Source organism: Huijunlia imazamoxiresistens (genome assembly GCF_037132455.1).
Lineage (GTDB): Bacteria > Bacteroidota > Bacteroidia > Chitinophagales > Chitinophagaceae > Flavisolibacter > Flavisolibacter imazamoxiresistens.
Genome location: NZ_JBBBEI010000012.1, coordinates 79,058 through 105,106 on the forward strand (window position 1 = coordinate 79,058; position 26,049 = coordinate 105,106).

Sequence of the window (26,049 nt, forward strand, 5' to 3'; positions counted from 1 at the left end):
AACTACAGGGGACGGTACACATACTTTAGGTTTTCAGGTTTTGCTGTTTGACCCATAGTTCCTGTACCACTACCATCAGGATCGCCACCAGCGGGGTAGCCAGTACCAGCCCCCAGCCGCCGGTGAGCACGCCCATAAAGAGCTGGGCCATGATGATGAGAGCGGGTGGAATATTGATCAGGCGTTTCTGGATCTGCGGGGTAATGACATTGCTTTCCAACACCTGCACCCCGATATACAGGCCCGCTACCAGAAGAGCGGTGGAAGGCCCTTTGAGGAAGCCCACCAGCACTGCCGGCACCATGGCGATCAGTGGACCGAAGTTGGGAATGAAGTTCAGCAGCCCGGCGATCAGAGCCAGCACAAAAGCCATCGGCACCCCGATGATCAATAGCCCTATGACGGTGAGCACAGCTACCACCAGCATGGAAAAGATTTTTCCCTTGAGCCACTTGGTCAGCGTAGCCCCTGCTTTGCCGACCACATCACCTGCCCTGGGCCGCGCCGTGTAGGGCATGAGCTGAAGAAATCCGTGTATATACGTCCTGGGGGAGACGGTAAAAAAGATGCCCAGGAACAACACAACGTATACATCTCCCAATACCCCGAAAGTGCTGCGGAAAAAGGTTTTCATTACGGCGGACGCTTTTTGCATGCTCCGCCCGGAAGTGGCTTTTTGAAGGATGTGCTGCCCGACGGGACTTTTGCGCAGTTCCTCTTTCACTTTCTCTACAGTGGAAGGCAGTATCTCGCTGAGCTGGCTTGCCTGCTGGGTGATCCGGTTGCCCGCCAGCCAGAAAAAGCCGGCCACTAAAAGCAGCGAGCCCATAATGGCGATGGAAAGACTCCCTTTTTCCGGCAGGTGCAGCCCCCGGTGCAATAGCCCGCTCAACCCCCGGAAATAAAGGGCGATCAACGCTCCGGCCAGGATCAGTAATAGTACGCTGAAGGTTGCTTTCACCAGCCACAGCAGGGTAACTACCAGGGCTACAATGCCTGCCGCGGTCCATACCCTGGCGGAGAAGCGCTGCGGTGCCTTACCCGAACCTTCCTGGAAATGGTCCATACTTCCTCCTTTGCTTTTAACGATCGCAAGGGGTGCCGCCCTCTTCCCTGCAGTCCTTGCGCCTTCCCGTTGAGTTTCACCTTCCCTTTTTAAAGCCTTGGCCCTACAGCGCTACGCCATAGCTGGGATGGATCGATATCTTCCCGGCTGTTGCGCCTGGGCAGGCACTGAATCAAGTTTTCCTGACCACAAACTGCACGCCATGACACCCGGCAATAAGCTGATTTTAATCCTGTTCTAATCCTGAAGCGTACTGCTCTGGCAACGCTCCGAGGGGAAGTAGAGAACAACAGCGCTACCGATAAAATTGCACGCTGCCGCCGGAAAGTGGTCAGCCTAAAGGCACCCTCATTACGAACCCGCCCCTATTCCTCAGCATGCGCTACCTGACCGCTTAGCTATAGCTCCACGATGCAAATTGTGGCACAGTTTTCCATTAATAGCGGGAAAAATGTTCTCTATGGAAAAAGCATATTTAACCGTTATGGCGGCCCTGGTGAGTGCAATCACTTTTGCGCAGGAGGGCGGTGGAACGAAAAGCGTAGATGTTGACATCAATACGCATTCGGGAGGCGGAGGCAGTTTTCCCTGGATCTGGGTGGTTGGCGGTGCTGTTTTCATTTTACTCCTGGTAGCGCTGATGCATGGAGGCAGCCGCAGCGCCGAGTAACTTGAATCGATGCGTTCTCTTTTTGTTGCGGTAGGCACACCAGGAATAACATCGCTATAACCTGCATTTGTACCGCTTTATGGAAAGCACAGAATAATTTTATTTTCTTCAAAAAAATCAAATTCGATTAAGGACAGGAATCTCTATTCCCGCCCTTTTTTTGTTCCCGGCTACTGTAAAGGAGCAATTGCGTTCTCTTCTTAATTCCGCTTAAATTTAATCAGCCCCGGGATTAGAATATCCTCATAATCAAGGCCAATTTCCCTACTGTTAAAAATTCGGTCTCAGATTTGAATAGATGAAGTAGCCCTGGCTATTTGCATCAGGTCCCGGTACCCTGCAGATAGCCGGGACACCTCCTCCAACTCCCTTTAAAAACAGTCCCACAACCTCCAACTGCAGGCTTACAGCCTCCTTTCCATTATTATGAAAACACTCACCCTTTAAAATGAAGACAGTATGAAAACCGGTATTTTACGCTCCCTCTTTCCTACGGTACCCATTTCTTGCCTGATATTTCCTGTTACACCTTCACGAAAGGAACGAGTTTTCGCTCTTCATAAGAGCCTTGGTTCCGGCTGTTTTCTTTTGGATTAACCAGTGCGGAATATCCTGGCTCTCTTAGCAAACCTAATCACCTTATTTAATTTGCCGCCGGCCCGGGTGCCTTTTTGCCCGGACGGTTGCCCCCTGCCCTTACCTATACACATCTCCTTAAAAGCAGTGGCAGGTCCCGGCGGTCTCAACGCACTTTGGTGAAGTGCCTGCAAACAACCTGAAGTTGACTATAAAAAACACCGATATGAAAACCACTTTTTTATTGTTCATTTTCTCCCTCCTGTTCGTTCACGTATTAAGCGCACAAACTACCCTTATTCCTTTCAGCTCTTCCTGGAAATACCTCGATAACGGTACGAACCAAGGCACGGCCTGGCGAGGCACCGGCTTTAGCGATGGCGCCTGGAAAACCGGTAATGGAAAATTCGGCTACGGCGTTACCGGCACCAGCACCACTATCAGTTATGGATCCAACAAGGACAACAAATACATCACCACCTACTTTCGAAAAGCCTTTTCGATAACCGATGTAAAGGCATTCAGCTCTTTCAAGGGTACGGTTTACCGCGAGGACGGCATCGTCGTGTACGTCAACGGGGTGGAAGTGTACCGCAATAATATGCCCGCCGGCACCATCGCGTACAACACCCTGGCCGCCGACGGCGCCAAGAACGACGGAGCGGACCCGCTTAGCTTTACCATCGCTTCTTCCTACTTTACCAGCGGCACCAACGTCATCGCCGCGGAAATCCACCAGCAGAAAATCAGTTCGTCGGATATGCTCTTCGACCTGACCCTTTCAGGCACGACAGGAACGTCCACCAACGCGCCGCCCGTTGTTTCGGCCATCAGCCGTTACTCCGCCTCCCCCACCAGTGCCACCTCGGTGCGCTACCTGGTTTCCTTTTCCGAAAAAGTAAGCGGGGTGAATGCGGGCGATTTTGCGGTTACCCGGGTAAGCGGCACGGTGGCCGGCACCGTCAGCTCGGTCAGCCCCCAGGGCACCGGCGGCAACCAGTTCCTCGTAACGGTTTCGGGCATTACCGGCACCGGCGAGCTGCGCCTGGACCTGAAAAGCAGCGGAACAGGCATCACCGACGTGTTGAACGCCCTGCTCACCGGGGGCTATACCCTGGGCCAAACCTTTGTCATCCAAGCCGCCCAACAGTCCCCGGGAAGCACGCCCGGCTTTGCTTCCACCACCCGCCTGGCGCCGCTCAACATCAGCAAGAACACGGCCGACAAGCCCCAGGCCAAGGTATGGACCTATGACGGCCGGTGGTGGTGCGTGCTGCCCACTTCCAGCGGCACGAACATTTACCGCCTGGACGGCACTTCCTGGACCCCGGTGCTGCCCATTCAAAGCTCCGGCAACGCCCGGGCCGACTGCCGGGTGGTGGGCAATACCGTGCATATCCTGTTGTTCCGGGGAGAATCCAACAATTCCTACCTGGTATCGGCAGAATATGACAACGTGCAGAAAACCTATAAGCTGTGGAACCAGCGCACTTCCAAGGTGACCCTTGCCTTCGGCAAGGGAGTGGAAACCGCCACCCTCGACATCGACGGTACGGGCAGGATGTGGGTGGCTGCCTGCGATACCACCAATGTGACGGTCCGCTGGAGCGATGCGCCTTATGCCACCTGGAGCAGCCCGGTCGTTATCGGTACCGGCGTGCTGGACGATGACATCTGCGCCATCACCACCCTGCCGGGCAAAATCGGCGTGCTCTGGTCGAACCAGAACAACAAACGCTTTCATTTTCGCACCCATACCGACGGTGCGGCTCCCGGCACCTGGTCGGCGGACGAGCTGCCCGGTGCCGCCTCGGCACAGGATAATGTAGGACGCGGGCTGGCCGATGACCACCTGAACATTGTGCGATCGGCCAACGGCACCCTGTACTGCGCCGTAAAAACCGGTTTCGACGAGGAGGGATACCCGGCGCTTTCGCTGCTGGTACGCCGGCCCACGGGCACCTGGGACCCACTTTATCCCGTTACCATCAATACGAGTTCGGAACATGACGGCACCCGGGGCATTGTGCTGCTGAACGAAGCCCTGGGCCGGGTGAAAGTAGTGTACACCTCCCGGGAAGACGGGGGCGAAATCCTGTACCGCGAGTCGGCGCTTTCCTCCATCGCTTTCGGTGAGGCCAGGGCCCTGCTGACAGGCGATTTCAACAATGCCACCAGCACCCACCAGACCTACACCAATGAAATCGTGGTGCTGGCAACGGACCAGAGTACGAGTCCCGACCAGGCCGCCGGCATCATCGGCTATGATGGCACGGCACCCGTCCCTTCAATTACTGCCGTCCCGGCGGAAACCGAACAGCTGGCCATGGCCGGCAGCCTGGCAACGGAGCTATCGGTAACGCCCAACCCGGTTACGGGCAGCGGACTGGTACGCTTTACCCTTCCGGCAGCGGGTAATTACATCCTGGAGTTATATAACCTGGCCGGCACGCGACAGGTGGTGCTGCGGCAGGGCAGGGCGGAAGGAGGGCAGCTCCAGTCGCTCTTCCTGGATGCCTCCGGCCTGTCCAACGGGGTGTACCTGTTGCGGCTGCAAACCGCCGGCACCAGCAAAACACTAAAGCTGGTCGTTCATAAATAAAACTTCATCCGAGGCGCTGTATCTACAGCGCCTCTTTTCTTTGCTGTTTACCCGATTGCCCTTCTTAGGGGCTCATAAAAAGCCCCTGTAAAAACAGGGGCCGTACATGAAAAAAGTGTCCAGGATTACCTGGCTGACTTCTGGATGATAAAGCCTGCTAAAACCGCACCACCTTATGATCCCTGTTCCTTCTGTATGAACGCTTTGCCGGCAGGAGGTCCCTCCTTTTAGTAACCTTTATTTCTGCCTTCCTTGCCCCGCAGGCGCCACCTTTTCTGCCCGTTAAAATAACCGGATACCACCTTCATAAGGGCGGAACCTTAAACTGTGGTGGATGCTGGCCTGCAACAGGCCGCCCTCCGGGGAAACGCCATAGGTGAGCGTAAAGAGCGCCAGGTGAAACGGCGCCACCAAAATACCGCCGCCAACGCCCCGGTGCCACTGCCCCGACCGCTCCACCGGCTGCCATACCCGGCCCCCATCCATGAATCCCAGCACGCCGGCCTTGCCGTTGAACAGGTAGCTGTTCACATCGAACAGCCACCGCACTTCTCCACTGCCGTACAGGGAGGTGCGCCCGCGGAAGCGATCCAGGCGGTAACCCCGCAGCGTGCGGGGACCGCCCAGGGTATTGAGCTGGTAAAACTCCGCCGGTCCCTGTAGGGTGGCGGCGCCTCCCTCCACGACCAGGACCAGCCGGCGGTCCAGCGCCATATACCCCTTGACCTGCCCGCTGTAACGGATAAATCCTGCCCCCTTGGAAAAGTTCCAGGAAGGGATAGCAGAAAAGGCGGAAAGGAAGCCTTTTCGCGGTACTACCTGATCATCCAGGCAGCTGTAGCGCAGGCGCAGCGCCGCCCCGGCAAAATGCCGGTAGCGGTAAGGATCCTCCCCGGCAGGAAAGGCATGGTCCAGGGAGGCGCCGCTGGAATGGAGCACTTTTACTCCCTGGTAGTACGGGCCCACCGCCAGGCTGCCCCATTTTCCCAACGAATGCTGCAGGTAAAAGCCGGCCGTTACTTCGCGGGTATGCAGGCGGGAAAAGCTTTTGGGCCCTCCCTCGTTTTTGCTGTCATTGCCCAGGCCGTAAAAATTGGTCCAGCGAAGGGCGTCATAGCCGGCCAGCAGGTGCAGGTCCCATTTCCGGGCAAACTGGTTCACCGCTCCCTCGTAGACGAGGCTGAGGGCCTGCTGGGTCAGGGAAAAGGCCGCATGCACCCCATGGCGGTGGGCATAAGGCCCCCGCCGCCACCGGTAACGGGTAACCTGGTAGCCCAGGCCCGTATAAAAGCGGTCGTTCATGCTGTAAAACAGCAGGGGTTTCAGGCCTTTCTGGTCATAATGAAAACCATTGTACGCATACCGGTGCACGGCCGTATCCCGGCTCAGGTGGTGGCGGGCCGGCCCGGACAAATCGTTTTGGAAGTCATCATACACATGCACGCCGGGTGGTTTCCCTTCCGGGCTGTCCTGAATGCGGTAGGTATCCCGGGCCGGTCCGCCGATGATGCGGAGGGTAATGCCTTCGCGCCCGCCTGCTTCGACTTTATAGACATCGCTGCCCGACAGGCCGAACAACCGTACCTCCCGGGTTTCTTCGCGGCGGAAGAGGCGCTCATAAAAGGGACGGTCGCTTTGTATGCCCTCCTTTACCCGGTATGCCCGTACCAACAGTTGGCCCTCCCCGGGCCGGCTCACTTCAAAAAGGTCGTCCTGCCGCGAGCCGGTGACCTCCACTTCCCGGGCGAGGAACTGGTAATAATCCCGGGCGTACTGCTCCAGGTGCGCCCTCCTGGATTTCAATTTGGCAATGAGCTCCGGCCCGGAGATGGGGAACACTTCAGGCGGCATTTGCCGCACGGAGGCCTCGATCACCGAATCGGTCAGGGCTGTTTGCAGGCTTTTGGCAATGTCCCGCCACTCCTGCAGCGAAGGTTCGTTGGCCATTTGGCGGTCGAGGTGGCGGGCCGGGAAATTAAACCGCCGGATGTCTTTTACCGTGCTGTCAAAGCTTTTCAGGTGGCTCAGCCCGGCTACCGAAAGCCCCACCTGCAATAAGGTGCCGTCAAACCTTGTATAGGTCTGGTCCCGGTCGCGGGGAATGGGACGGTAGACCGTCCCGCCGCCTTCCCATAGGGTGGCCCAGCGCCACTGGTCCTCGTGGCGGCCCCAGTCGCCCAGGAACATATCGAAGAGGCGGGCCCGCACGAACGCCCGCTGGTCGACCCGATCCTCCCGGCTGTCGAACAGACGCTCCTGCAGCTTTTCAGTGCTGATGATTTTGGGGGAATGGCCGAAGTTGGGCGCCTCCTGCCAGTTCTCGTCCGGCCGCTGCTCAAAGAGGTACAGGTCATCGGCATGGGTATGGTTAAAGCTGTCCAGTGCCGGCTGCCGGGGCAGGAACACTACCCGGGGCCAGGTATGGTAGATGCCGGCGGCTTCGGCCATGAGGGGCACGGTCAGGGCCGCGTAGGGATGGGCGGCGGATACCTGGTCATTCATCAACGTTTCTATGAAGGTGTGCTGGAAGAGGGGCGGCAGGGCCTTGCCGTAGGTTTTATCGATGCTGCGCAGCACATATTCCCTTTCCTGGGCCGCGTGGAGCCTCAGGGTCTTGCTTTGCCGTCCGCCGCCGGCCCCGTAAGGCGTCAGGCTGCCGGCTGCCGTATCCAGGTAAAAGAGCGGCAGGGTTACCGGCCTTGTCCATTCCCTGCGGTAATGCTTCCCCCACAGCCATTGGTGGAAGCGCGAAGCGGCATACTGGTTCCCTGCCGGGACAGTACGGGAGTTTTCCTGCGGAGAAATCCCGGCGGATTCCTGTGCCGCCAGCGGAAGGGTAAAGAGCAGGGGGATGCCTGCCAGCATAGCCCGCCACCAACGGGGTACGCGAAATAGGATAAGACTCTTCATATGAACTCGTGTCAGAAGTGCTGCGGACATCAGCCCGGCAATACGGGGTAGGACAAGGATTGTGCCGTACAGCTTTGGAAAGCATTGCTTCCAAGCCCGGGAAAAGCACGACGGCCTTTTCTTCTTATTGCCGTTTTCAAAATGACCGGCCGAAGTTGTCCTGGGCCGGGCGTGTTTTTAACGGGCTGGCCGATCAGGTATGGCCGTTGTTTTTATCGGCTTTGCGGGTGAACGCCTGGAGGTAACGAATGCTTTTGATGCCCTCCGGGTTGGAAACATCCGTAAGGGCCATCATACCGCCATGAAGTTTCCAGCCCTGCTCCAGCTTTTCATTTACGGAAGGAAGGAAACCTTCGTATTCAGAAGATTCAATAAGGTCAAATTCCAGCTTTTTCGCCATAAGTACTTTTTGACCGCTGACTGTCGAAAGTAGTGCCAGTTAACAAAAGGTGCCGGCAGATCGGTAAAGGATACCCAAAAACGGATGGGCAGGAAAGGAAGGAAAGCCCCCCTTAAGCCCGTTTATGGGTACCAAAGGGCATTTGGACCGGAAAAGGGAGGCATTCACGGAAATTATTCAAGCTGAAGCACTTATAAAAGGACCTTTGCCCTGCAATTCCCCGGAAAGCATCCCCTATCACCCGCCCGGAAGCGCTTTCCGGAAATCCTTTCATCGAAAATCATAGTACTGATGCCCTTTATATTTTTAGCAGATGCTGACGCTGATGATCGCTTCCTGCTCCAGGAAGCACTGTTCCAGGCCGGATCTCCCTATGACATCAGGGAGGCCCGGGACGGAGAGCAGGCACTCCGGGACCTAACCCGGTTGAAACAGGAGGGCGCCCTCCCTTCCCTGATTGTGCTGGACCCTCATATGCCCCGGAAAAATGGCTGTCACCTTCTTCGGGCCCTGGGCTCCGATGAGCTGTTGAGCGCCGTGCCGGTGGTGGTATACACCACTGTTGCCGGGCACCTGGATCCCTTGTATTTGGTGCAAAAGGAAGCGGCCTTCAGGGATCACCTCTTTATCGGCAAGCCTTCCCGTGCGGGTGACCTGGAGGAAGTAGCTGGCCGGATGCTGGCGGCCTGTCAGATCCCGGTTTCATTAGAAGGGGAAGCACTCCCCGCTTATTCTAATTGACGTGCTTGATATTTTCCATCGATTTTTATAGGTTGCCGAATAGGTTTATAGGTTAATAGTTTTTCAAGGGCCGGAGTTTCTACTCGGGCCCTTTTTATTCCTCAAGGTCTCTTGGCCAAAACCGTTCTTTTCCAAAAAAAGCTTTCCCATTTAATTTATCCGGGCGGGTTTCTATTCGATCAATGTACACCCGTAAATATTCCAGATGGCGTAGGCTCGGATAATGCTCGTTCTGTTGCTTTCAGCTGGATCCCAGCCGCTGGTAGGAAAACCGGATGCTGGAAGCCGGGCAATGGGCTGTGTCACCAAAAGCTCTCGCCTGGAAATGATCACCGCCATCCGGCTGGTAACCCGAGGTCAAAAGTATGTTTCCGGTGAAGTTCCTCAGCCCGTTTAAGGGACCATACGGGATGCCGGGTCATTAAGCCCCCCTTACCCTCCGTTTTAGGTCATTAACAATTCACGGCCAGCCTCCAGTGGTTGGGGCGGCAGTTATGCCCATTGCCTGTTTTTCAAGGAGGCCAGCCCGCTGAAGAACTAGGAATAGCCCCTGAAGGCCATCGGGCTGCTGCTGCCCGGTACCGGTAAGACGCCGGAAAAAACTAAGGGAAGAAAAGCTCCGCCCTTATGTTATTTTGATATTCACCTGCCGGGAGGAGGCTTTTACCTGCTGGCCGGCCCTGGGAAAGAACGGGTGCAGTTGGAGCTTAGGAAGCTTACTGGCCTTTTTTCTTTTCATCATCGTCATCATCCACGGCATTCTTCACTTTGCTGCCTACTTTTTCAGCCGCGTTACCGACTGCTTTACCGGCTTTTTCAGCCGTGTTGCCAATGGCCTTACCGGCATCTTTTACTCCATGCTTGGTCTTGTCCCAGGCATTGCCAATGGCGTTGCCAGCCTTGTCAAAGAAGTTGCCGGTCCGGTCCACTACTTCTCCTTCGTGCAGGTCGATTTCATCATCTCCCCGCTTTACTTTACCGGTGCGGCTTACCACTACATCATTCTCCAGGCGTACGTCTTCTTTCGTTTCCACCCACTCCCCGTTCCGCATCACCCGTACCTTGCCATCCCGATAGGTAACATCGCCTTCCTGGGCGGTATAAGTGGTCGTAGTGGTAGTTGTGGAGGACGAAACCGAGGTATCATAGGGAGCGTCGGCCGTGGTCGTAGTGTTCGTGGTGGTGCTGGTATCCGTATTTTCCGATGTAGTAGCACTTTCATTGTTACAGGCGGCCAGCGACAATGCTGCCACAGCCATTGCAAGAAGTTGTTTCATGATTATGGTTTTATTGAGTGGGCCGGCCCTTTACAATCGCTTTTCAGCGCTGCCCTGCCGGCGTGGAAACATCCACCAATTGAAAAAGCTGTGCCAAATTTACCCGGCAGCATCTTTTCGAGCTATTGCCGGGCCTGCCTGCAGTGCTATGCCATGAGGTGCTGCAGTAAAACCGGACAGTGAATTAGCCTTTCATTAGCCAAACAAATGAAAGAGAAAATAGGTCCGGAAAACCGTCTCAAAAATGATACAGCCTTGAAAGAAAAAGTCTTAAAAATGGTCTTTATCGGTCGGCCAGTGCCTGAACAATGGAAAAGCCGTTACAATGTATTTTAACACTAAAAGGAGGCATTCAGCCCTCAGCTATGAATGTCCGGTGGTCTTTAAAAACAACTATTATTTTTTCAAAAACTAAGCAACTTTACTGTCGGGAAAAATCCACACACCTCATGAAACCGTATGGCTCAATAAAGCAGGCAATAGTAGCTTCAAAAGTTTCATATGCCAATCCTTGTTTTGGGGTAAGCCGCTATTCTTTCTTAAAATCATATTTTGCCACAGCGGGCAACGTATCGGTTACCTCCTTTCTTTCCAGGACGCCCTTAACCTTCTCGATAAGCAAGGAACTGCCCGGCACTTCATGACGGAAGGATCTGCCCTGCATCGTTACCGGCAGTGCTCCATAATTGAAGAGCGATTGCCCGTTCCCCGCCTGGAAGGCTGCCGGCTTTGTTCCGTCCAATTGTGCCCTTATCTGCCACCCCCCTATCTCCAGTTGTATCAGGCCATCGGCTTCAGGTACCCGTTTCCGTACTTCCTGCCCGCCCTCCTTCACATTTATGATGGTCAGGAATCGGTACTTCTTTGAGGGTACGGAAGTAATGCCCGCATGCCATTGCGCATAAAATTCTTTTACCTTTCCGCCTCCCTCTCCTGTTTTACCCTTCCAGTTTACCGCAGGTTCGGCAAATTTGTTATGCACCTGCAACACCAATGGGCTGTGCCCATAAGTATGAACGGCGGTACCGCCCCAGGGCGTCTCTACCCGAAAGTTCTGGCAGGCAGCGTCATCGGAAGCAGAGGGCCGGATGATGAAACGGGGCGAATGAAACTGCGTGGTCCATTTTATGGCCTGATCTGCTTCCAGTTCATCGTATAAAATAAGGTAATCCCCCTCTAATTGCAGCAGGTGCCGGCGATACAGCTTTACGCCGGACGCGCCATAACCGCTGCTGTTGCCCGGTGCCAGGTCGATCTGCTGAAACCGGTCCAGCCAGAATTCGCTTTGAATAGGGCCATAAGCCTGCGAGGCGTCGCCCAATGCATATTGAATGCGATGGCCGCTGAGGCTTCGGGCGATCCATCCGTAGCCTTCATCACCCAGTTTCTGGCCGAGGCTATCCGCCAAAATGGTACTGTAGGCCCTGGACGACCGGTAGTGGAGCAAATTATGGCGGTCGCTGAAATTACTGTAAAAGCCGCTGGCACCCAGCACCGTTATCCCATCGTAATTACAGGTAAACGCATTTTGACTGGCATGTGCATGACCCGCGGAACCAAAAGGATTGGCGAGTAAATACGTGCAGAGTCCCTTGCCGGCCCCGGCCGGCGCCTGCAGCATGGCCGCCACGCCCACGTCGGCAAACAGCCTCGTCCGGGGCAGCCCATCCGGCGCTTTCACCGGGAATCTTCTGGTTGCATCATAATTCAATAGCCTGAAGAACAGGAAATCGTCCGTACCCATAAAATACGCGGGGAACTTTTGCCGTAGGGTGGCCACATACCAGTTCAGGTAAGGGTTGCTCATTTTATACGAGAGCGCCTCCGCAAACCAGGCCTGCACCTTTGCCATTTCTCCCAGGTCCTCCCACATATCGCCGGTGGCCGTGGAGGTGCCGCCAGCAGGGAAGGTATAGATCATGTAATAGGGCAAATTTTGCATCCAGGGAAGCCGGAAATAATCCACCCCGGAAAAGTCGCCCAACAGTTGCGACAAATAAATGATCGACCGGAAATGCACCTTGAAATAGCCATTACCCTCGCGCCAGCCGCCGTCCGTATTGCCCAGAATCGGGAACCGGGCCGACCATACTTCGTAAATATACCGGAACCACTCTTCCGCTTCGGGCACTTCCTTCATGACCGCCACCGCCCCAATGGCCAGGTTGCGCAGCGTGATCTGCCACACATGGTTATCGCAGGTAAGCAGTTCAAAACGGTTCGGCAAAGGATCATAGATCCTTTTGGCCCGTAACCGGATGGCCTGTTGAAACAATTTCTTCTCCGCATCATTTAAAACCGGGAAGCCGACATCGTAAAACCATCCCAAGGCCTCCAGCACGGCGCCGCTGTTAAAATCGTCCCTGGTTGCCAGGCCGCCCGGATCCATGCGCGCCAGGTCCAGGGCTCTTGCCCGGGCAGCGTAAAGAAAACGGTCGTCCCGGGTAAGCTGGTAGGCGATGCACAAATTGCGCACCGGCGTTCCTACATGGTCGCCAAAGCCATGATACATGCGTTCCATGATCTGCGCTTTCTCGAGCTTTGTTCTGCCGGCCGTGTCTATGACCCGCATGGGCTTCTCGACGGGCAACGGCTGTTGCAGCAACTGCCCCGCAAAGGCCACCAGTTGCCTGGCTTCGGGATTGGTTAAGTTGTTTTGATAAAAGCGGTCGCCGATGGCATGCATGTTCCACAACCTCGGATGCGGCCCCTGGTTTCGTTGCACCACCTCCCCGACAGCGGGCGATACCAGCGCAGCGGGCACTTCCTTATTTACATAAAAGTCGAATACCGGAGACCAGTTCCACCCGTTACCGCCTTTTCGTTTATAGCCGTACTTCCAGAACCAATGTCCCTGCTTCAGGGGTTGGTGCAAAGGATGCAGGGCCAACCGCTGTTCCCCCGTTTCCAGGTGCACCTGCCGGAACGCCGGATCCTGCGACAGGAGCACCTTATACAGGACGTTGCGGGCGTTGGGCGCCTCCGGCACGGCGCTCCCGCTTTCCATGGGGGCAATGCGCTGCTCGCCATTGGTTCCGGGCCATAGAAGTGCCTGTGGCGAAAAAGGCAACTGAACGCCGTTGGCCGGGTAGGCATATTCCCGCGACCGGGCATACAACCGGGGCGGGGCCGCCGCTTTCGCTGCGCCTTCGGGCAGCGGATGGGATTGGCCGAATGCCTGGGCGGCCACTAAAGACAAGACAATTATGAAATTTTTTCTCATGGGATCGTTTTCAGGAATGGATCGTTATGATGCAAACACCATTTTTTCAGATAAGCCCTCATTTGACGCAAGGTTTTCCGGCTGTCCTTATCAAAGGCGAGGTTCCGCATTTCACCGGGATCGCTTTTTAAGCGGAACAGCTGCTCTTTAATGGCCCCCTGGTCATACACGATGTATTTAAAGTCGTGGGTAATCACCGCCCGCCCGCTGATCCCCAGCAGCACCGTATTGTCCGAAAAATCGGTCTGGATCACCAGCGTATCGCGGAGCGGGGCCTCCGGCGCCGTTATTCGTTTACCGAGGTCGACGCCCTTTAAACCGGGCGGCTGCGGTACGCCGGTAAACCCGCACAGGGTGGGCATGATATCAATACCGTTACACACCAGCATCGAATCGACGGAGGGTTTCCATACCCCAATATTCGAAAGGATAAAAGGCACTTTGGCGGATTCTTCGTACAGCACCTGCTTCTGGTTCCACTTATGGGCGGCATAACCATCGCCATGGTCGGCCGTGAACAGGATGATCGTATTTTTTTCCACGCCATATTTATGGAGCGATCCCAGGAGCATGCCGATATAGTGGTCCACTTGCTCCACCAGGCGGTTGTAGGCCCAGCGGTACTGGCGCCATTGATCGCCGCTCCAGTTGACCGACGGATACGTCCGGGGGTTCACCTTTTGCTGTTCTCTTATGGCCGGCGGTTCCTGGGCAGGAATATCCCAGTTGGCGGGCAGCGGGGGACATTGCGCCGGAGGGGGCGCACCGTCCAGGAGGTCCATTTTCAGGGGTTCCTTTCTGGCCCATTCACAGATATCATGCGGATTCAGGAAAGAGGCCACCAGCAGGAAGGGCTGGTCTTTATGCTCTTTGATAAAGGCGGCGCAGAAAGAGGGGGTGGCCGCATCGTTATAATCCAGAAAGTCCGTATTGCGGATATACCCGAAACCATGCTGGCTGATCTTGCCGGCGGGAACCGGCAGGTGCCATTTGCCCACAAAGCCGGTTTTGTAGCCCCCCTTTTGAAAAATTTTTCCCATCATCAGCAGGCTGTCGGGCCATAGCCCGTCCTGTTCACTGGCATTGCCGACAAAACCGGTTTCCACCGGCATTTTGCCGCTGAAAATGGAACTGCGGGAGGGGGTGCAAAGGGGTTGTGCACAATAAGCCCTCGTAAACCGTACGCCGTTGGCCGCCAGCTGATCCATTGCCGGGGTGTGCAAATCCTTATTGCCGGCATTGCTCATGGCATCCGCCGTTTGCTGGTCGGTCAGGATGACCAGGATGTTCGGACGCGCAGGGGATTGCGCCGCCAGGTGCACCGTTCCCAACCAGAGCGCGGACAAAAGGGCGACGGTTTTATAAATATTTTTTTTCATAAAAAAACAGGGGTATTTCGGTTGTTTTCTTCCAGGTTGTGGGAAAGGCCCGCTGCCTGCAGGCTCAGGGAGCCAGCTGGACGTTCACCGGCTGTTGCTTTCCGTTGATGTGGAGGGTAAGGCGGAGGCGGCCCCGGCGCCAATCGTTTCCTTCATTTTCCTGTACGCTGACCCGGGGAGGGTGGGCCCCTTCGTAGGGATACAAAAGGGTAAGAAACACCTGCGGCCGGCTGTCTGCTTTGGGCTTTTCAAAAACCAGGGCAGGACGCTCCAGTTCTTTCCGGTAGCTGTAGGAAACCTTGCTTGTTTCGGCTGCCAGCGACAGCGGATCCCCATTCAGCGACTGTACCAGCAGGTTGTTGCCGTCGGGGTAATTGGTATGCACGCTACGGCCTGCCGTATCGAAAACCGCCCGGCTGTCTTCCTTCAGGTGGAAATGCACCCCCACCCTGCCGGTGGCCGCGCCCCGGGCCTCGTCGATGAGCAGGAAGTATTTTTGGTCGATAAAGAGCAGGCTGCGCCGGTGGTCCAGGCCGGGGTAGCTGGGGTTGGTGTAGGTCAGCACCTCCCGGCCGGGGGTGGGGTCCCAATGTTCCAGGCGGGCGTTGGTGATCGCCATGTTCCGGTTGTCCAGGGTCAGGGTGTTGTGCACCCTCGTCTGGCGGTAGGCTTCGCGGAGCTTCATGACCTCCGCATCGCCGCTATACACGTATACGCCGGCATCGGGGGTGAAGTTGCGGCCCTTGACCCACAGCTCGAAGGTGCCGTTGTCGGGCTGGGCATGAAAGGCGCCGGGGGGACTGGCCTTCAGCACCAGTACCGTTGCTTTCGGGTCCCAGCCGTTGCGGAAGGTATAGAACCCGGCGGTGGTTAGGCCCTTCGACAAATAAGGGGGCGGCGTTCCCTGCCGGCCCTCCGTGGCAAAATATTTAAGGGCGCTGTTGTGCGGAAAGGCTTCGGCCCAGCTTCGGAACTGCCGCAGCCGTACGGGCTGCTCCACCTGCCAGGCGTCGCCGAACATGGGTACCTGGTAATCGGGGAACGACATATTGAGGGTCGCCTCCACCATCTTTTCCACCGTTGCCCGGTAGCTGCGGGGGAATTCCTTTTCCGCCCCGGCCATTTGGGCCGCCTGGTAGGCCTTCAGGAAAATTTCGATGGAAGCCACCTGGTAAGCCGGCGACAGCTCGAACTGCACCCCATCGGGATAGACTTGCTTCTTTATTTCGGTATTCAGCACCTCGATGCCGTGTTTTCGCCAGCGGGCGGCGTTTTGGAACTCGGGGAAAAAGGCGCCGGCCAGCAATACCCGCTGGGCCTCGAACAGGCGGTGGTTGCCCTTTTGGGCGAAATGGCCGTTCAGGTAGTCGGCCTGCTGGTGGTAGCTGTTTAAGAACTGCAGTAAAAAGGCCCCACTGAACTGGGGCGAGCCCAGGAACAGCTGGAAGGTACCGGACAGGCTCTGGATGCGATCCGAGATCTCCAGGGGGCGCCAGGCAAAGCTGTCGTTGTCGGCCGACAGGCCCAGCGGGTTCTTCTTTACCCAGTCGCCGAACTGGAAGACCCATTCCCGGGCATACTTTTCATCGCCGCTGCTGCGGTAGGCCAGCCCCAGGGACTGCCACCATTTTACCCGGTGCAGCTGCCAGCGGACCTCGTTGTCTTTTACCGGCCACAACTGCCAGTCGATATCCCGGCCATAATCAAAAAAGCCATAGCCCTTATGCGGCTGGAACTTGTGGACCAGGGCACTGTCGGCCTTCTGCCGGTCGGCCGCACCGATGGGCTTGCCCGCAAACCGGCGGCGCTCCCCCCAGTTGAACTCGGGGTGCCGAATGCCGGTGCGCCCGCGGTAATACGCCAGCAGCGCTTCGGCGGCCTTATCGTACGCTCCTGCGACTACCGACCGTTTTACTTGTTCCAGGCCCGGGTAGTCCAGGTTGATGGGGTTAAAACTTTCTTTACCGGGCCGGCCGTCCTGGGCGGTTGCCCGGGAGCACAGCAGCAGCACGATCAAAATTGCCTGGGTGAGCTTTGTAATCATTTTTTTCTAAATAGTTGGTGGGCAAAAAGATCCACTAGCAGGTCCGCATACCCTTTTACTTGGGTTAGATGGTACCGGGAAGCCCGCAGGGCTTCAATTATAGTAGCCCCGGGTGAAACCCGGGGTCAGCCGTAGTTCACCACCACAACCCCGCAGGGGTTGAATGTGTCCTGTTCGATTTACAACAGTTTTCAATAACAGAGGTACTTTCGGAAAGCCTTTCAAATCCCGGACAGCCTGCTTGCTGAGAGTCCCACATTCAACCCCGTTGGGGTTGTGGTGGTGAACTACGGCTGACCCCGGGTTTCACCCGGGGCTACTATAATTGAAGCCCTGCGGGCTTCCCGGTACCGTCTAACCCAGGTAAAATGGTATTATATCGACAAAAGTAAACGGGTTCTGGGGCAAGGGCTTTCCATTTGGGGGAAACCTCTTTTAAAATGGTTGAAGCGGCCCGGCCTACGGGGGATTCATCAAAATTGAAAGGCACTTCAACAGGACCAAAAGCCCTTTCCTGCCGCTGCTTTTAGATTTGTTCCCGGCACCACCCCGCTCCTCCGCCCTGGCGGCCCGGGCCGATGCGGGGCGATTGTGCCGATAATCTTACTTTTATAAAAGCCTTTTGTGACAAAAGACGCTGTCCTACGCATGAGCAAACGATTGCAATTACTATTATGGAGCGGGTGGATGCTGCTGGCGCTCCTGGGCGCCGGCCGGGCGGTGGCCCAGGTCGAAACCCGCCATTTCCGGACCATTTCGGTGGACCAGGGTCTGTCCCAGGGCACGGTTTATACCATCCTCCAGGATACGCTGGGGTTTATCTGGATGGGCACGCAAGACGGGCTGAACCGTTATAACGGCGAAAGCTTTTCCGTGTACCGCCCTTCCAAAAATGATCCCCGCAGCCTGAGCTCCTATTATATCCGCAGCCTGCTCCGCGACGAGGCCGGCACCCTGTGGGTGGGCGGCAACCGGGGCGTCAGCCGGTACGACTATTCCGCCAATAACTTTCACAACTATGCCTTCACCCGCAAGCCGGGCGAATGGTATATTTCGGCCCTGGTGCAGGACGCCCGCCGGACCCTCTGGGCGGCCTCCAGCGCCGGCGCCCTGTTTCGCCTCCAGGCCGCCGCCGATACGTTTCTGCAGGTGCCCTTCGGAACGGCGGCTTACCGCCCGAAAACCATTACCTGCCTGCAGCCGTGGCACAACGACCTGCTGGTGGGCACGAAGGAGGGCTTGTTCCGCAGAACGGCCGCCGGCACGACCGAGCCGATCCACCTGGGCATAGCGCCGCCCTGGGTCAACAAGCTGTTCCCGGACGGCCCCTGGCTGTGGGTGACCACCGAAGGCGACGGGTTGTTCCGCTACGATACCCGCAACGGCGCCGTGCAGCAGTACCGGCATGGGCCCGGCGCCTCCAGCCTGGCCGACGACGCCGTGCGCGGCATCAACAAGGACGCCCGGAGCCAGCTCTGGCTGGGCACCTTCCGGGGCCTGTCCGTCCTGGACCCGGCCAGCGGGAAATTTTCCAACTACTACCACCAGCCCTCCCTGCCCTACACCCTTAGCCAGAACTCGGTCCGCTGCATTTTCCGCGACCAGCAGGACGGCATGTGGCTGGGCACGTATTACGGCGGCGTCAACTATTACCACCCCGGCGACATCGTCGTCAACCTCCTGGGCCAGAATACCGGCGAGCTGTCGCTGAGCGACCGGGTGGTGAACGTGATCCGGCAGGACAGCAAAGGCAACTTCTGGATCGGCACCAACGACAAGGGGTTGAACTACTGGGACACGAAAGCCCGGAAGATCCGGTACTATACCCAGGAGGAAGGCAGCGGCGGCGGGCTTAGCTCCAACAACATCCAGGCCATCGCCTTCAGCCCGTCCGGCCAGGTGCTGGTGGGCACCCACAATACCGGGCTGAATGTCCTGGATCCCGCCACCGGGCGCACCCGGGTGTACCGGTACCGGGAGGACGACCCCAACAGCCTTTCCGGGGATATGGTGTATGCCCTGCTGACGGACAGCCGAAACCGCATCTGGATCGGCACCCGCTCGGGGCTGGACCAGTTCCACCCCTCCGGCCCCTCGTTTACCCGCCTTTTTTCCGATTCGGCCGGCAGGCGCCTGAGCTCCGATGAGATCACCTACCTGCTGGAGGACAGCCGCCACCGCATCTGGATCGGCACCACCAACGGCGTCAACCTGTTCTACCCCGACCGCCTGCGCTTCGATCCCCTGCCCGGCGCCACCCTCAGCAATGATGTGATCAACTGCATTGCCGAGGACCGCCAAAAGCGGATCTGGGTGGGCACCCGCGACGGCCTGAACCTGTACCACGAGGCCACCCGCTCCTTTACCGGCTACGGCACCCAGCCGGCTTTCCCCAAAGGGGCCATCTACGGCATCCAATCCGACGATGAGGGCAACCTCTGGATCTCGACGAACACCGGGCTCATTCGCTTCAACCCGGAAACCTTTGAACAGCAGTCCTTCGACAACAAGGACGGCCTGCAAAACAGCAGTTTCAACCTTTATGCCTTCTGCAAGGCCGCCGACGGCCTGCTGCTGTTCGGCGGCACCAACGGCGTATCCTACTTCTACCCCTCGGCCCTCAGGCAGCCGCCGGTTTCGCTGAAGCTGACCTTTACCGGCCTGGAAGCGCTCAACAAAGCCGTGACCCCCGGCGACGAGACCGCCATCCTGGACCGCCATATCGACCAGGCCGGACGCCTGACCCTCAGCCACGAATACCGCCAGTTCAGCATTTACTTCAATGCCTTCAACTACATCTCCGCCGACCGCACCCGCTACCGCTACCAGTTGGAAGGGTTCGACCACGACTGGCAAACGGCCGAAGTCGTGCCCCGGGCCACCTACACCAACCTGCCGCCCGGCAACTATACCTTCCGGGTGAAGGCCGTCGGTCCCCAGGGGGAAAGCAGCCCCACCCGCAGCCTGCGCATCAGGGTGCTGCCGCCCTGGTACCGGAGTTTTTGGTTTTACCTGCTGGTGGTGGGGGTAGCCGCCGCGGCGGGCATTTTCCTGTACCACATCCTGAGCGAACAGATGCGCACGCGGCAGCAACTGAAAGGGGAACGGCTGGAGCGGGAAAAGATGGATGACATCAACCGGATGAAAACGGAATTTTTCACCAACGTTTCCCACGAGCTGCGCACCCCGCTTACCCTGATCATGGCGCCCCTGGAAATACTCCTGGCCCAGCCCTCCACCGACCGGTCGCTGCGGAAACGCCTGGAGCCCATGCTTGCCAACGTCAAACGGCTGTCCCAGCTGGTCAACCAGCTGTTCGAATTCAAAAAGACCGAAAGGGGCACCCGCAGGCTGCAGGTAGCCCGCGGGGAACTGGTGGGCCTCCTGCAGGAGATCCATGCCTCCTTCCGGCCGTTGTCGGAAAAAAACGACATCCGGTTTTCCTACCACCCCCCCGAAGACCTCCTCTGCGGTTACTTTGACAAGGAAGCTGTGGAGCATATCCTGTTCAACCTGCTGTCCAATGCCTTTAAGTACACCCCGGGCGGCGGCAGCATCGCCGTGGACCTGTCCGCTACCAACGGGCAGGCGGTCATCCGGGTAACCGATACCGGCAAGGGCATGGCCCGGGAACACCTGGACAAGATCTTCGACCGTTATTACCAGGTCAGCGGCCCGGAAATGAACCTGGGCTCAGGGGTGGGCCTCGCCTTCACCCGGCGCCTGGTGGAGCTGCACCACGGGACCATAACGGTGGACAGCCAACCCGGCAGGGGCAGCACCTTTACGGTCACCCTGCCCCTGTCGGCCGATGCCTATGCCGGTGATGACCTGGTGGACATCCTGGTCAGCGACGCCCCGGCTCCAGCCCCTGCCGTCCAGGAAGCCGAAGAAGCGCCAACAAGGGTCCCGGAAGCGGCCGGGGAGGGGCCGAATGGGCTGCAGGAAGGCGAAAAGCTGCTCCTGGTGGACGACAACCGCGAGATCCTGGAGTACCTGAAGGAGTATTTTGGGAAAAGTTACCAGGTGCGGGCCGCTAATGATGGAAAAGAGGCGTTGGCCCTGCTGGAAGACTACCAGCCCGACCTGGTCATCAGCGATGTGATGATGCCCGAAATGGATGGCCTCCAATTCTGCAAGCGGGTGAAACAGAATATCCGCACCAGCCACATCCCCGTGATCCTGCTGACCGCCAAAACGGAAACGCCCCAGCAGGTCAAAGGCCTGGAAATGGGCGCCGATGATTATGTGACCAAGCCGTTCTCCATAGCCGTGCTGCAGGCCCGGGTGCAAAACATCCTGCGCTCGCGCCGGCAGTTGCGGGAATATTACGCCCAGTCCACCGAAGTAGCCCCCGAGAAGATCACTTTCAATGCCCTGGACGAGGAGTTTTTGAAAAATGCCATCGCCATCGTGGAGGCCAACATCCAGGAGTATGATTTTTCGGTGGATAAATTCAGCCGGGAAGTGGGCATGAGCCGGTCCAACCTGTACCTGAAGATCAAGGCCATCACCGGCGAATCGGCCACCGCCTTTATCAAGCGCATCCGCTTTAAAAAAGCCGTGGAACTGCTGGAGTCCCGGCAATATACCATGGCCGAGGTGGCCTATATGAGCGGGTTCAACTCTCCCTCCTATTTTTCCACGGCCTTTAAGCAATTCTATGGCTGCATGCCTACCGAATACCTGTCGCGAAAGGCGCCCCGGCAGGAAAATGAACCCTAACACTTCCGGCCGCGGCGGTTCATCAAAATTGACAGCTTTTTGTACGGAACCAAAACCCTTCCCCGGCGGGTGGTGATAGATTTACCATCGTTACGCTCACCAAAAAAGTGTAATCCCGTTAACGATGATAAAAACCGAAGCACCGGCAAAACGCCCCCGCAAACCCCTTGGTACCGCTGAAAAAATGAACCTGGAGGTTTTCCCCTCCGCCGCCGAAGCCTCCCGGCAGGCCGCCGCCGAAATTGCCGCCCTGATCCGGGAACGGCAGGAAGAAGGCCGCTACGCTGTGCTGGGCCTGGCCACGGGCTCCACCCCCAAAAAAGTGTACCAGGAACTGATCGCCCTGCACCGCCAGGAAGGCCTCAGCTTCCGCAACGTAATCGCCTTTAACCTGGACGAATACTACGGGCTGGAACGGGAGGACCCCCGGAGCTATTATACGTTCATGCAGGAAAACCTGTTCCGCCATACGGACATCCTGCCCCAGAACTGTCATATCCCCGACGGCTCCATCGAGGGGGCGGCCGTAAACGAGCACTGCCGCCAATACGAGCAAAAGATCCAAGCCAGCGGCGGCATCGACCTGCAGCTCCTGGGCATCGGGCGCAACGGGCATATCGGCTTTAACGAGCCGGGCTCTTCGCTCCATTCCACCACCCGCCTGATCACGCTGGACGTCACCACCCGCACTGATGCCGCCCCGGATTTCGGCGGCATCGCCAACGTTCCCCGCAAAGCCATAACCATGGGCATCGCCACCATCCGCTCCGCCCGCAGGATCCTGATGCTGGCCTGGGGCGAAAAGAAAGCCTCCATCATTAAAAATGCGGTGGAAGGCCCCGTGACCGACAGCCTGCCCGCTTCGCACCTGCAGGGACATCAGCACACCACCCTGCTGATCGACACCTCCTGTGCGGCGGCGCTGACCCGGACAAAGGCCCCCTGGTTGTTTGAAAACATCCACTGGGACCGGGGCCTCATCAAACGGGCGGTCATCCAGCTGGCGCAGGCCCTGCAAAAGCCGGTACTAAAGCTGACGAACGCGGACTACAATGAAAACGGGCTGAGCCAGCTGCTGGCGCTCTCCGGCGATGCTTATGACCTTAACATCGACGTCTTCAACCAGCTGCAGCGGACCATTACCGGCTGGCCCGGCGGCAAGCCGGGGGCCGACGACACCCACCGCCCCGAGCGGGCCGCCCCCGACCGCAAACGGGTGCTGATCTTCAGCCCCCACCCCGACGACGACATCATCTCCATGGGCGGCACCTTCCAGCGCCTGGTGGACCAGGGCCACGAAGTGCATGTGGCCTACCAGACCTCCGGCAATATTGCCGTGGCCGACGATGAGGCATTGCGGTTCATAGAATTTGTCGCCCAATTCAACCGGCAGTTTCACTTAGACAATACGACAACAGAGGCCATCCTTTCGGCCACGAAGAATTTCCTGCGGGAAAAAACCCCCGATGCCGTCGACCTGGAAGCCCTCCGCCGGGTAAAAGGCCTCATCCGCAAAGGCGAAGCCCTCAATACCTGCCGGTTCGTGGGCGTACCGGAAGACCGCGTTCATTTCCTGAACCTGCCGTTTTATGAAACCGGCAGGGTGGAAAAAATGCCGCTGGGAGAAGAGGACTACCGGATCCTGCAACAGCTGCTCAGGGAAGTGCAACCCCACCAGGTCTTTGCCGCCGGCGACCTGGCCGACCCGCACGGCACCCACAAAGTGTGCCTGGATGCCCTTTTCGAGGCGGTGAAGCGCCTGGAAAACGAACCCTTCATGAAAAATTGCCGGGTATGGTTGTACAAGGGCGCCTGGGCGGAATGGGACCTCGACCAGATTGAGATGGCCGTCCCGATGAGCCCGGAGCAGGTTTTGAAAAAACGGCACGCCATCTTCAAGCACCAGTCGCAAAAGGATGGGGTGGTCTTCCAGGGCGAGGACAACCGGGAATTCTGGCAGCGGGCCGAGGAAAGAAACCGCAAAACCGCCGACCTGTACAACCAGCTGGGACTGGCGGAATACGAGGCCATGGAGGCATTTGTCAGCTGGAATTATTAATCAACGGCAAAACGATTCTTCATGAAAGCACACACAACTCCAAAGCAAAACCAGGGCTACTTCTCTTCCCTTACCCTCATCGGCCTCTTGTTTTTCACCTTCGGATTTATTACCTGGGTCAACGGTTCCCTGATACAATTCCTGAAAATCGCCTGCGGACTGGAAGGCGATGTGCAGGCCTTCCTGGTCACCTTTGCCTTTTACATGGCCTATTTTGCACTGGCCCTTCCGGCCGCCTTCCTGCTGAAAAAAACAGGGTATAAAAACGGCATGGCCATGGGATTGATCATCATGGCGCTGGGCTCGCTGGTATTCATACCGGCCGCCATCCTCCGGGACTTTAACCTGTTCCTGATCGGCCTGTTCCTGCAGGGCTCCGGCCTGGCCCTGCTGCAAACCGCTTCGAACCCCTATATCAGTAGTATCGGCCCGATGGAAAGCGCGGCCAAACGCATCAGCATCATGGGCATCTGCAATAAGGCAGCCGGGATGATCGCCCCGCTGGTGCTGAGCGCCCTGCTGATGAAGAACGCCGGGGCGCTGGAAACGAAGCTGCTGGCGACCCCCGGCCTGGAAGACCGCAACCGGGTGCTCGAGGAACTGTCGGGACGCGTCATCCTGCCCTATTTCCTCCTGGCGGTGGTGCTGCTGCTCCTGGCGGTGCTGATCTGGAAATCCGCCCTTCCCGAAGTGGAGACGGAACCGCTCCCCGCAACGGAGGCTCCTCTCCCCGCAAAGCGTCACGTCTTCCAGTTCCGGCATTTACTGCTGGGGGTGCTCTGTGTGTTCCTGTACGTGGGCGCCGAAGTCATGGCGGGCGACGCCATCGGCGTTTACGGCAGCGAGCTGGGCATATCGATCGACCAGACCAAGTACTTTACCACTTTTACCCTGGTGGCCATGTTGCTGGGTTATATTATCGGGATTTACACCATTCCCAAAAAAATATCCCAGCAAACGGCGCTGAAGTATTCGGCCCTCCTGGGCATTTTCCTGACGGTTGCCATTTATTTTGCTACCGGGTATTATGCCATTTGCGGTATCGCCCTGCTCGGGCTGGCCAATGCCCTGGTATGGCCGGCCCTGTTTCCCCTGGCCATTGCAGGCCTGGGACGCTTCACCCAGGTGGGATCGGCCCTGCTGATCATGGGCATATCCGGGGGCGCCCTGATGCCCCTGTTGTATGCCACGCTCAAGGAGGAGGCGGTGGGATGGAGCAACCCTGCCGCCTTCTTTGCCTGCACGCTCCCTGCTTACCTGTACATTCTTTACTATGCCCTCCGGGGCCATAAAGTCCAATAAGGAAGGATCAAAAATTTAAAAAACCGGAGCGAAAACAGGCGGTACCGCGAAAGCGGTACCGCCTGTTGCTTTTGGGGCCGGCGGATAACCTCTCCCCCGGTTTCGTCTAGCCTGAGGCTAGACGAGACGCTCCCCTCCCATTTATACCATTTTCACTTAGGTTGACCGCGAAAGGGGAAGCCCGCAGGGCTTCAACTAAAGTAGCCCCGGGTGAAACCCGGGGTCAGCCGTAGTTCACCACCACAACCCCAACGGGGTTGAATGTGTCCTGGTCGATTAAGGAAAATGATCTATTTCAAAGAGAAATTTATATTATATTTATTACAAATACAAAATCTTCTTCAAAATCAACGCATGAGCACCTATAAACAGATCTTTTATCATATAGTCTTCGGCACTAAAAACCGCGAAGCCACTGTAAAAGAAGCATATGCTGAAGAGCTTTATAAGTTTATTTGGGGTGTGATAAAGAACCACAAAAGCACACTTTACCGAATTAATGGGATGGAAGACCATCTTCATATTTTCTCTGATTTACATCCTACGGTCACGCTTGCCGATTATATTAAAGAGATCAAGGTGTCCAGTAGCTTATGGATGAAGGAAAATGGCCTTTTTCCCCGATTTGCCGGCTGGCAGGAAGGCTATGGAGCATTTACCTATTGTTTCCAGAAGAAGCAAGTCGTTATTGACTACATCAAAAACCAAAAGGAACATCACAAAACCGAATCCTTTTATGATGAATACAAGCGATTATTAATAGAAAACGGGATCCAGTTCGACGAGAAATACCTCCTGTAGATTCCTCGTTTGTCGGTAGGGTGCCACATTCAACCCCGTTGGGGTTGTGGTGGTGAACTACGGCTGACCCCGGGTTTCACCCGGGGCTACTTTAGTTGAAGCCCTGCGGGCTTCCCTGGTTCTACGCAAGCTATCCCTCATCAGCAAAAAACGTTCTAACGGTAGCCTCATGTGGGGAGCGGGTGCCATGCCACTGGGGTGGCGGGGGAGAGGTTATCCGCCAGGACCAAAAGAAAAATGGAGCAAGCCCCTTTTCCATTAGGGCCTGCTCCAT

Annotated in this window: 14 protein-coding genes; 7 read left to right on the forward strand and 7 right to left on the reverse strand. The window is 57.0% G+C overall.

From position 1 onward, the window contains the following. Positions 1 to 25: 25 nt before the first annotated feature. Entirely contained in the window at positions 26 to 1,066 is a 1,041-nt protein-coding gene (locus V9K67_RS15540; RefSeq protein WP_336723952.1) for an AI-2E family transporter, read from the reverse strand. A gap of 460 nt (positions 1,067 to 1,526) precedes the next feature. Here V9K67_RS15540 and V9K67_RS15545 point away from each other — a divergent pair, with 460 nt between their 5' ends. Together V9K67_RS15545 and V9K67_RS15550 are read left to right on the forward strand one after the other, a co-directional pair. Next, entirely contained in the window at positions 1,527 to 1,736 is a 210-nt protein-coding gene (locus V9K67_RS15545; RefSeq protein WP_336723953.1) for a hypothetical protein, read from the forward strand. Between the two features lie 802 nt (positions 1,737 to 2,538). Beyond that, positions 2,539 to 4,914: a T9SS type A sorting domain-containing protein gene (locus tag V9K67_RS15550; protein WP_336723954.1), complete on the forward strand. Its 2,376-nt coding sequence runs from the start codon at positions 2,539 to 2,541 to the stop codon at positions 4,912 to 4,914. Positions 4,915 to 5,196: 282 nt separating this feature from the next. On the opposite strand, the gene V9K67_RS15555 is transcribed toward V9K67_RS15550, so the two are convergent. Together V9K67_RS15555 and V9K67_RS15560 are read right to left on the reverse strand one after the other, a co-directional pair. After that, positions 5,197 to 7,824 (reverse strand): BamA/TamA family outer membrane protein, encoded by a 2,628-nt coding sequence (locus V9K67_RS15555; RefSeq protein ID WP_336723956.1) that lies wholly within the window; start codon positions 7,822 to 7,824, stop codon positions 5,197 to 5,199. A 193-nt stretch (positions 7,825 to 8,017) separates the two neighbouring features. Then, on the reverse strand, positions 8,018 to 8,224 hold the full coding sequence (locus tag V9K67_RS15560) for a hypothetical protein (protein ID WP_336723958.1): 207 nt from the start codon (positions 8,222 to 8,224) through the stop codon (positions 8,018 to 8,020). Positions 8,225 to 8,515: 291 nt separating this feature from the next. Here V9K67_RS15560 and V9K67_RS15565 point away from each other — a divergent pair, with 291 nt between their 5' ends. Then, complete coding sequence (locus tag V9K67_RS15565; RefSeq protein ID WP_336723959.1) at positions 8,516 to 8,965, forward strand: response regulator; 450 nt, start codon at positions 8,516 to 8,518, stop codon at positions 8,963 to 8,965. Between the two features lie 716 nt (positions 8,966 to 9,681). Here V9K67_RS15565 and V9K67_RS15570 read toward each other — a convergent pair. The 4 genes from V9K67_RS15570 to hepC form a co-directional block, all read right to left on the reverse strand. Next, entirely contained in the window at positions 9,682 to 10,242 is a 561-nt protein-coding gene (locus V9K67_RS15570) for a DUF6799 domain-containing protein (protein WP_336723961.1), read from the reverse strand. 529 nt (positions 10,243 to 10,771) lie between these two features. After that, on the reverse strand, positions 10,772 to 13,465 hold the full coding sequence (locus V9K67_RS15575) for a DUF4962 domain-containing protein (RefSeq protein ID WP_336723962.1): 2,694 nt from the start codon (positions 13,463 to 13,465) through the stop codon (positions 10,772 to 10,774). Beyond that, the gene (locus V9K67_RS15580) at positions 13,462 to 14,844 is read right to left on the reverse strand and encodes a sulfatase family protein (protein WP_336723963.1); all 1,383 of its coding nucleotides are present in this window, start codon (positions 14,842 to 14,844) and stop codon (positions 13,462 to 13,464) included. The genes V9K67_RS15575 and V9K67_RS15580 overlap by 4 nt, the downstream gene beginning before the upstream one ends. A gap of 64 nt (positions 14,845 to 14,908) precedes the next feature. Beyond that, positions 14,909 to 16,888, reverse strand: a complete 1,980-nt coding sequence (hepC, locus tag V9K67_RS15585) for a heparin-sulfate lyase HepC (RefSeq protein WP_336723964.1) — start codon at positions 16,886 to 16,888, stop codon at positions 14,909 to 14,911. Between the two features lie 648 nt (positions 16,889 to 17,536). On the opposite strand from hepC, the gene V9K67_RS15590 reads away from it, so the two are divergent. From V9K67_RS15590 to tnpA, 4 genes are all read left to right on the forward strand, one after another. Next, positions 17,537 to 21,613 (forward strand): hybrid sensor histidine kinase/response regulator transcription factor, encoded by a 4,077-nt coding sequence (locus V9K67_RS15590; RefSeq protein WP_336723967.1) that lies wholly within the window; start codon positions 17,537 to 17,539, stop codon positions 21,611 to 21,613. Between the two features lie 124 nt (positions 21,614 to 21,737). Further along, positions 21,738 to 23,672, forward strand: a complete 1,935-nt coding sequence (gene nagB, locus V9K67_RS15595; RefSeq protein WP_336723968.1) for a glucosamine-6-phosphate deaminase — start codon at positions 21,738 to 21,740, stop codon at positions 23,670 to 23,672. 21 nt (positions 23,673 to 23,693) lie between these two features. Continuing rightward, positions 23,694 to 24,974 (forward strand): sugar MFS transporter, encoded by a 1,281-nt coding sequence (locus V9K67_RS15600; RefSeq protein WP_336723969.1) that lies wholly within the window; start codon positions 23,694 to 23,696, stop codon positions 24,972 to 24,974. 354 nt (positions 24,975 to 25,328) lie between these two features. Next, the gene (tnpA, locus tag V9K67_RS15605; protein ID WP_336723971.1) at positions 25,329 to 25,775 is read left to right on the forward strand and encodes an IS200/IS605 family transposase; all 447 of its coding nucleotides are present in this window, start codon (positions 25,329 to 25,331) and stop codon (positions 25,773 to 25,775) included. The last annotated feature ends 274 nt before the right edge of the window (positions 25,776 to 26,049 follow it).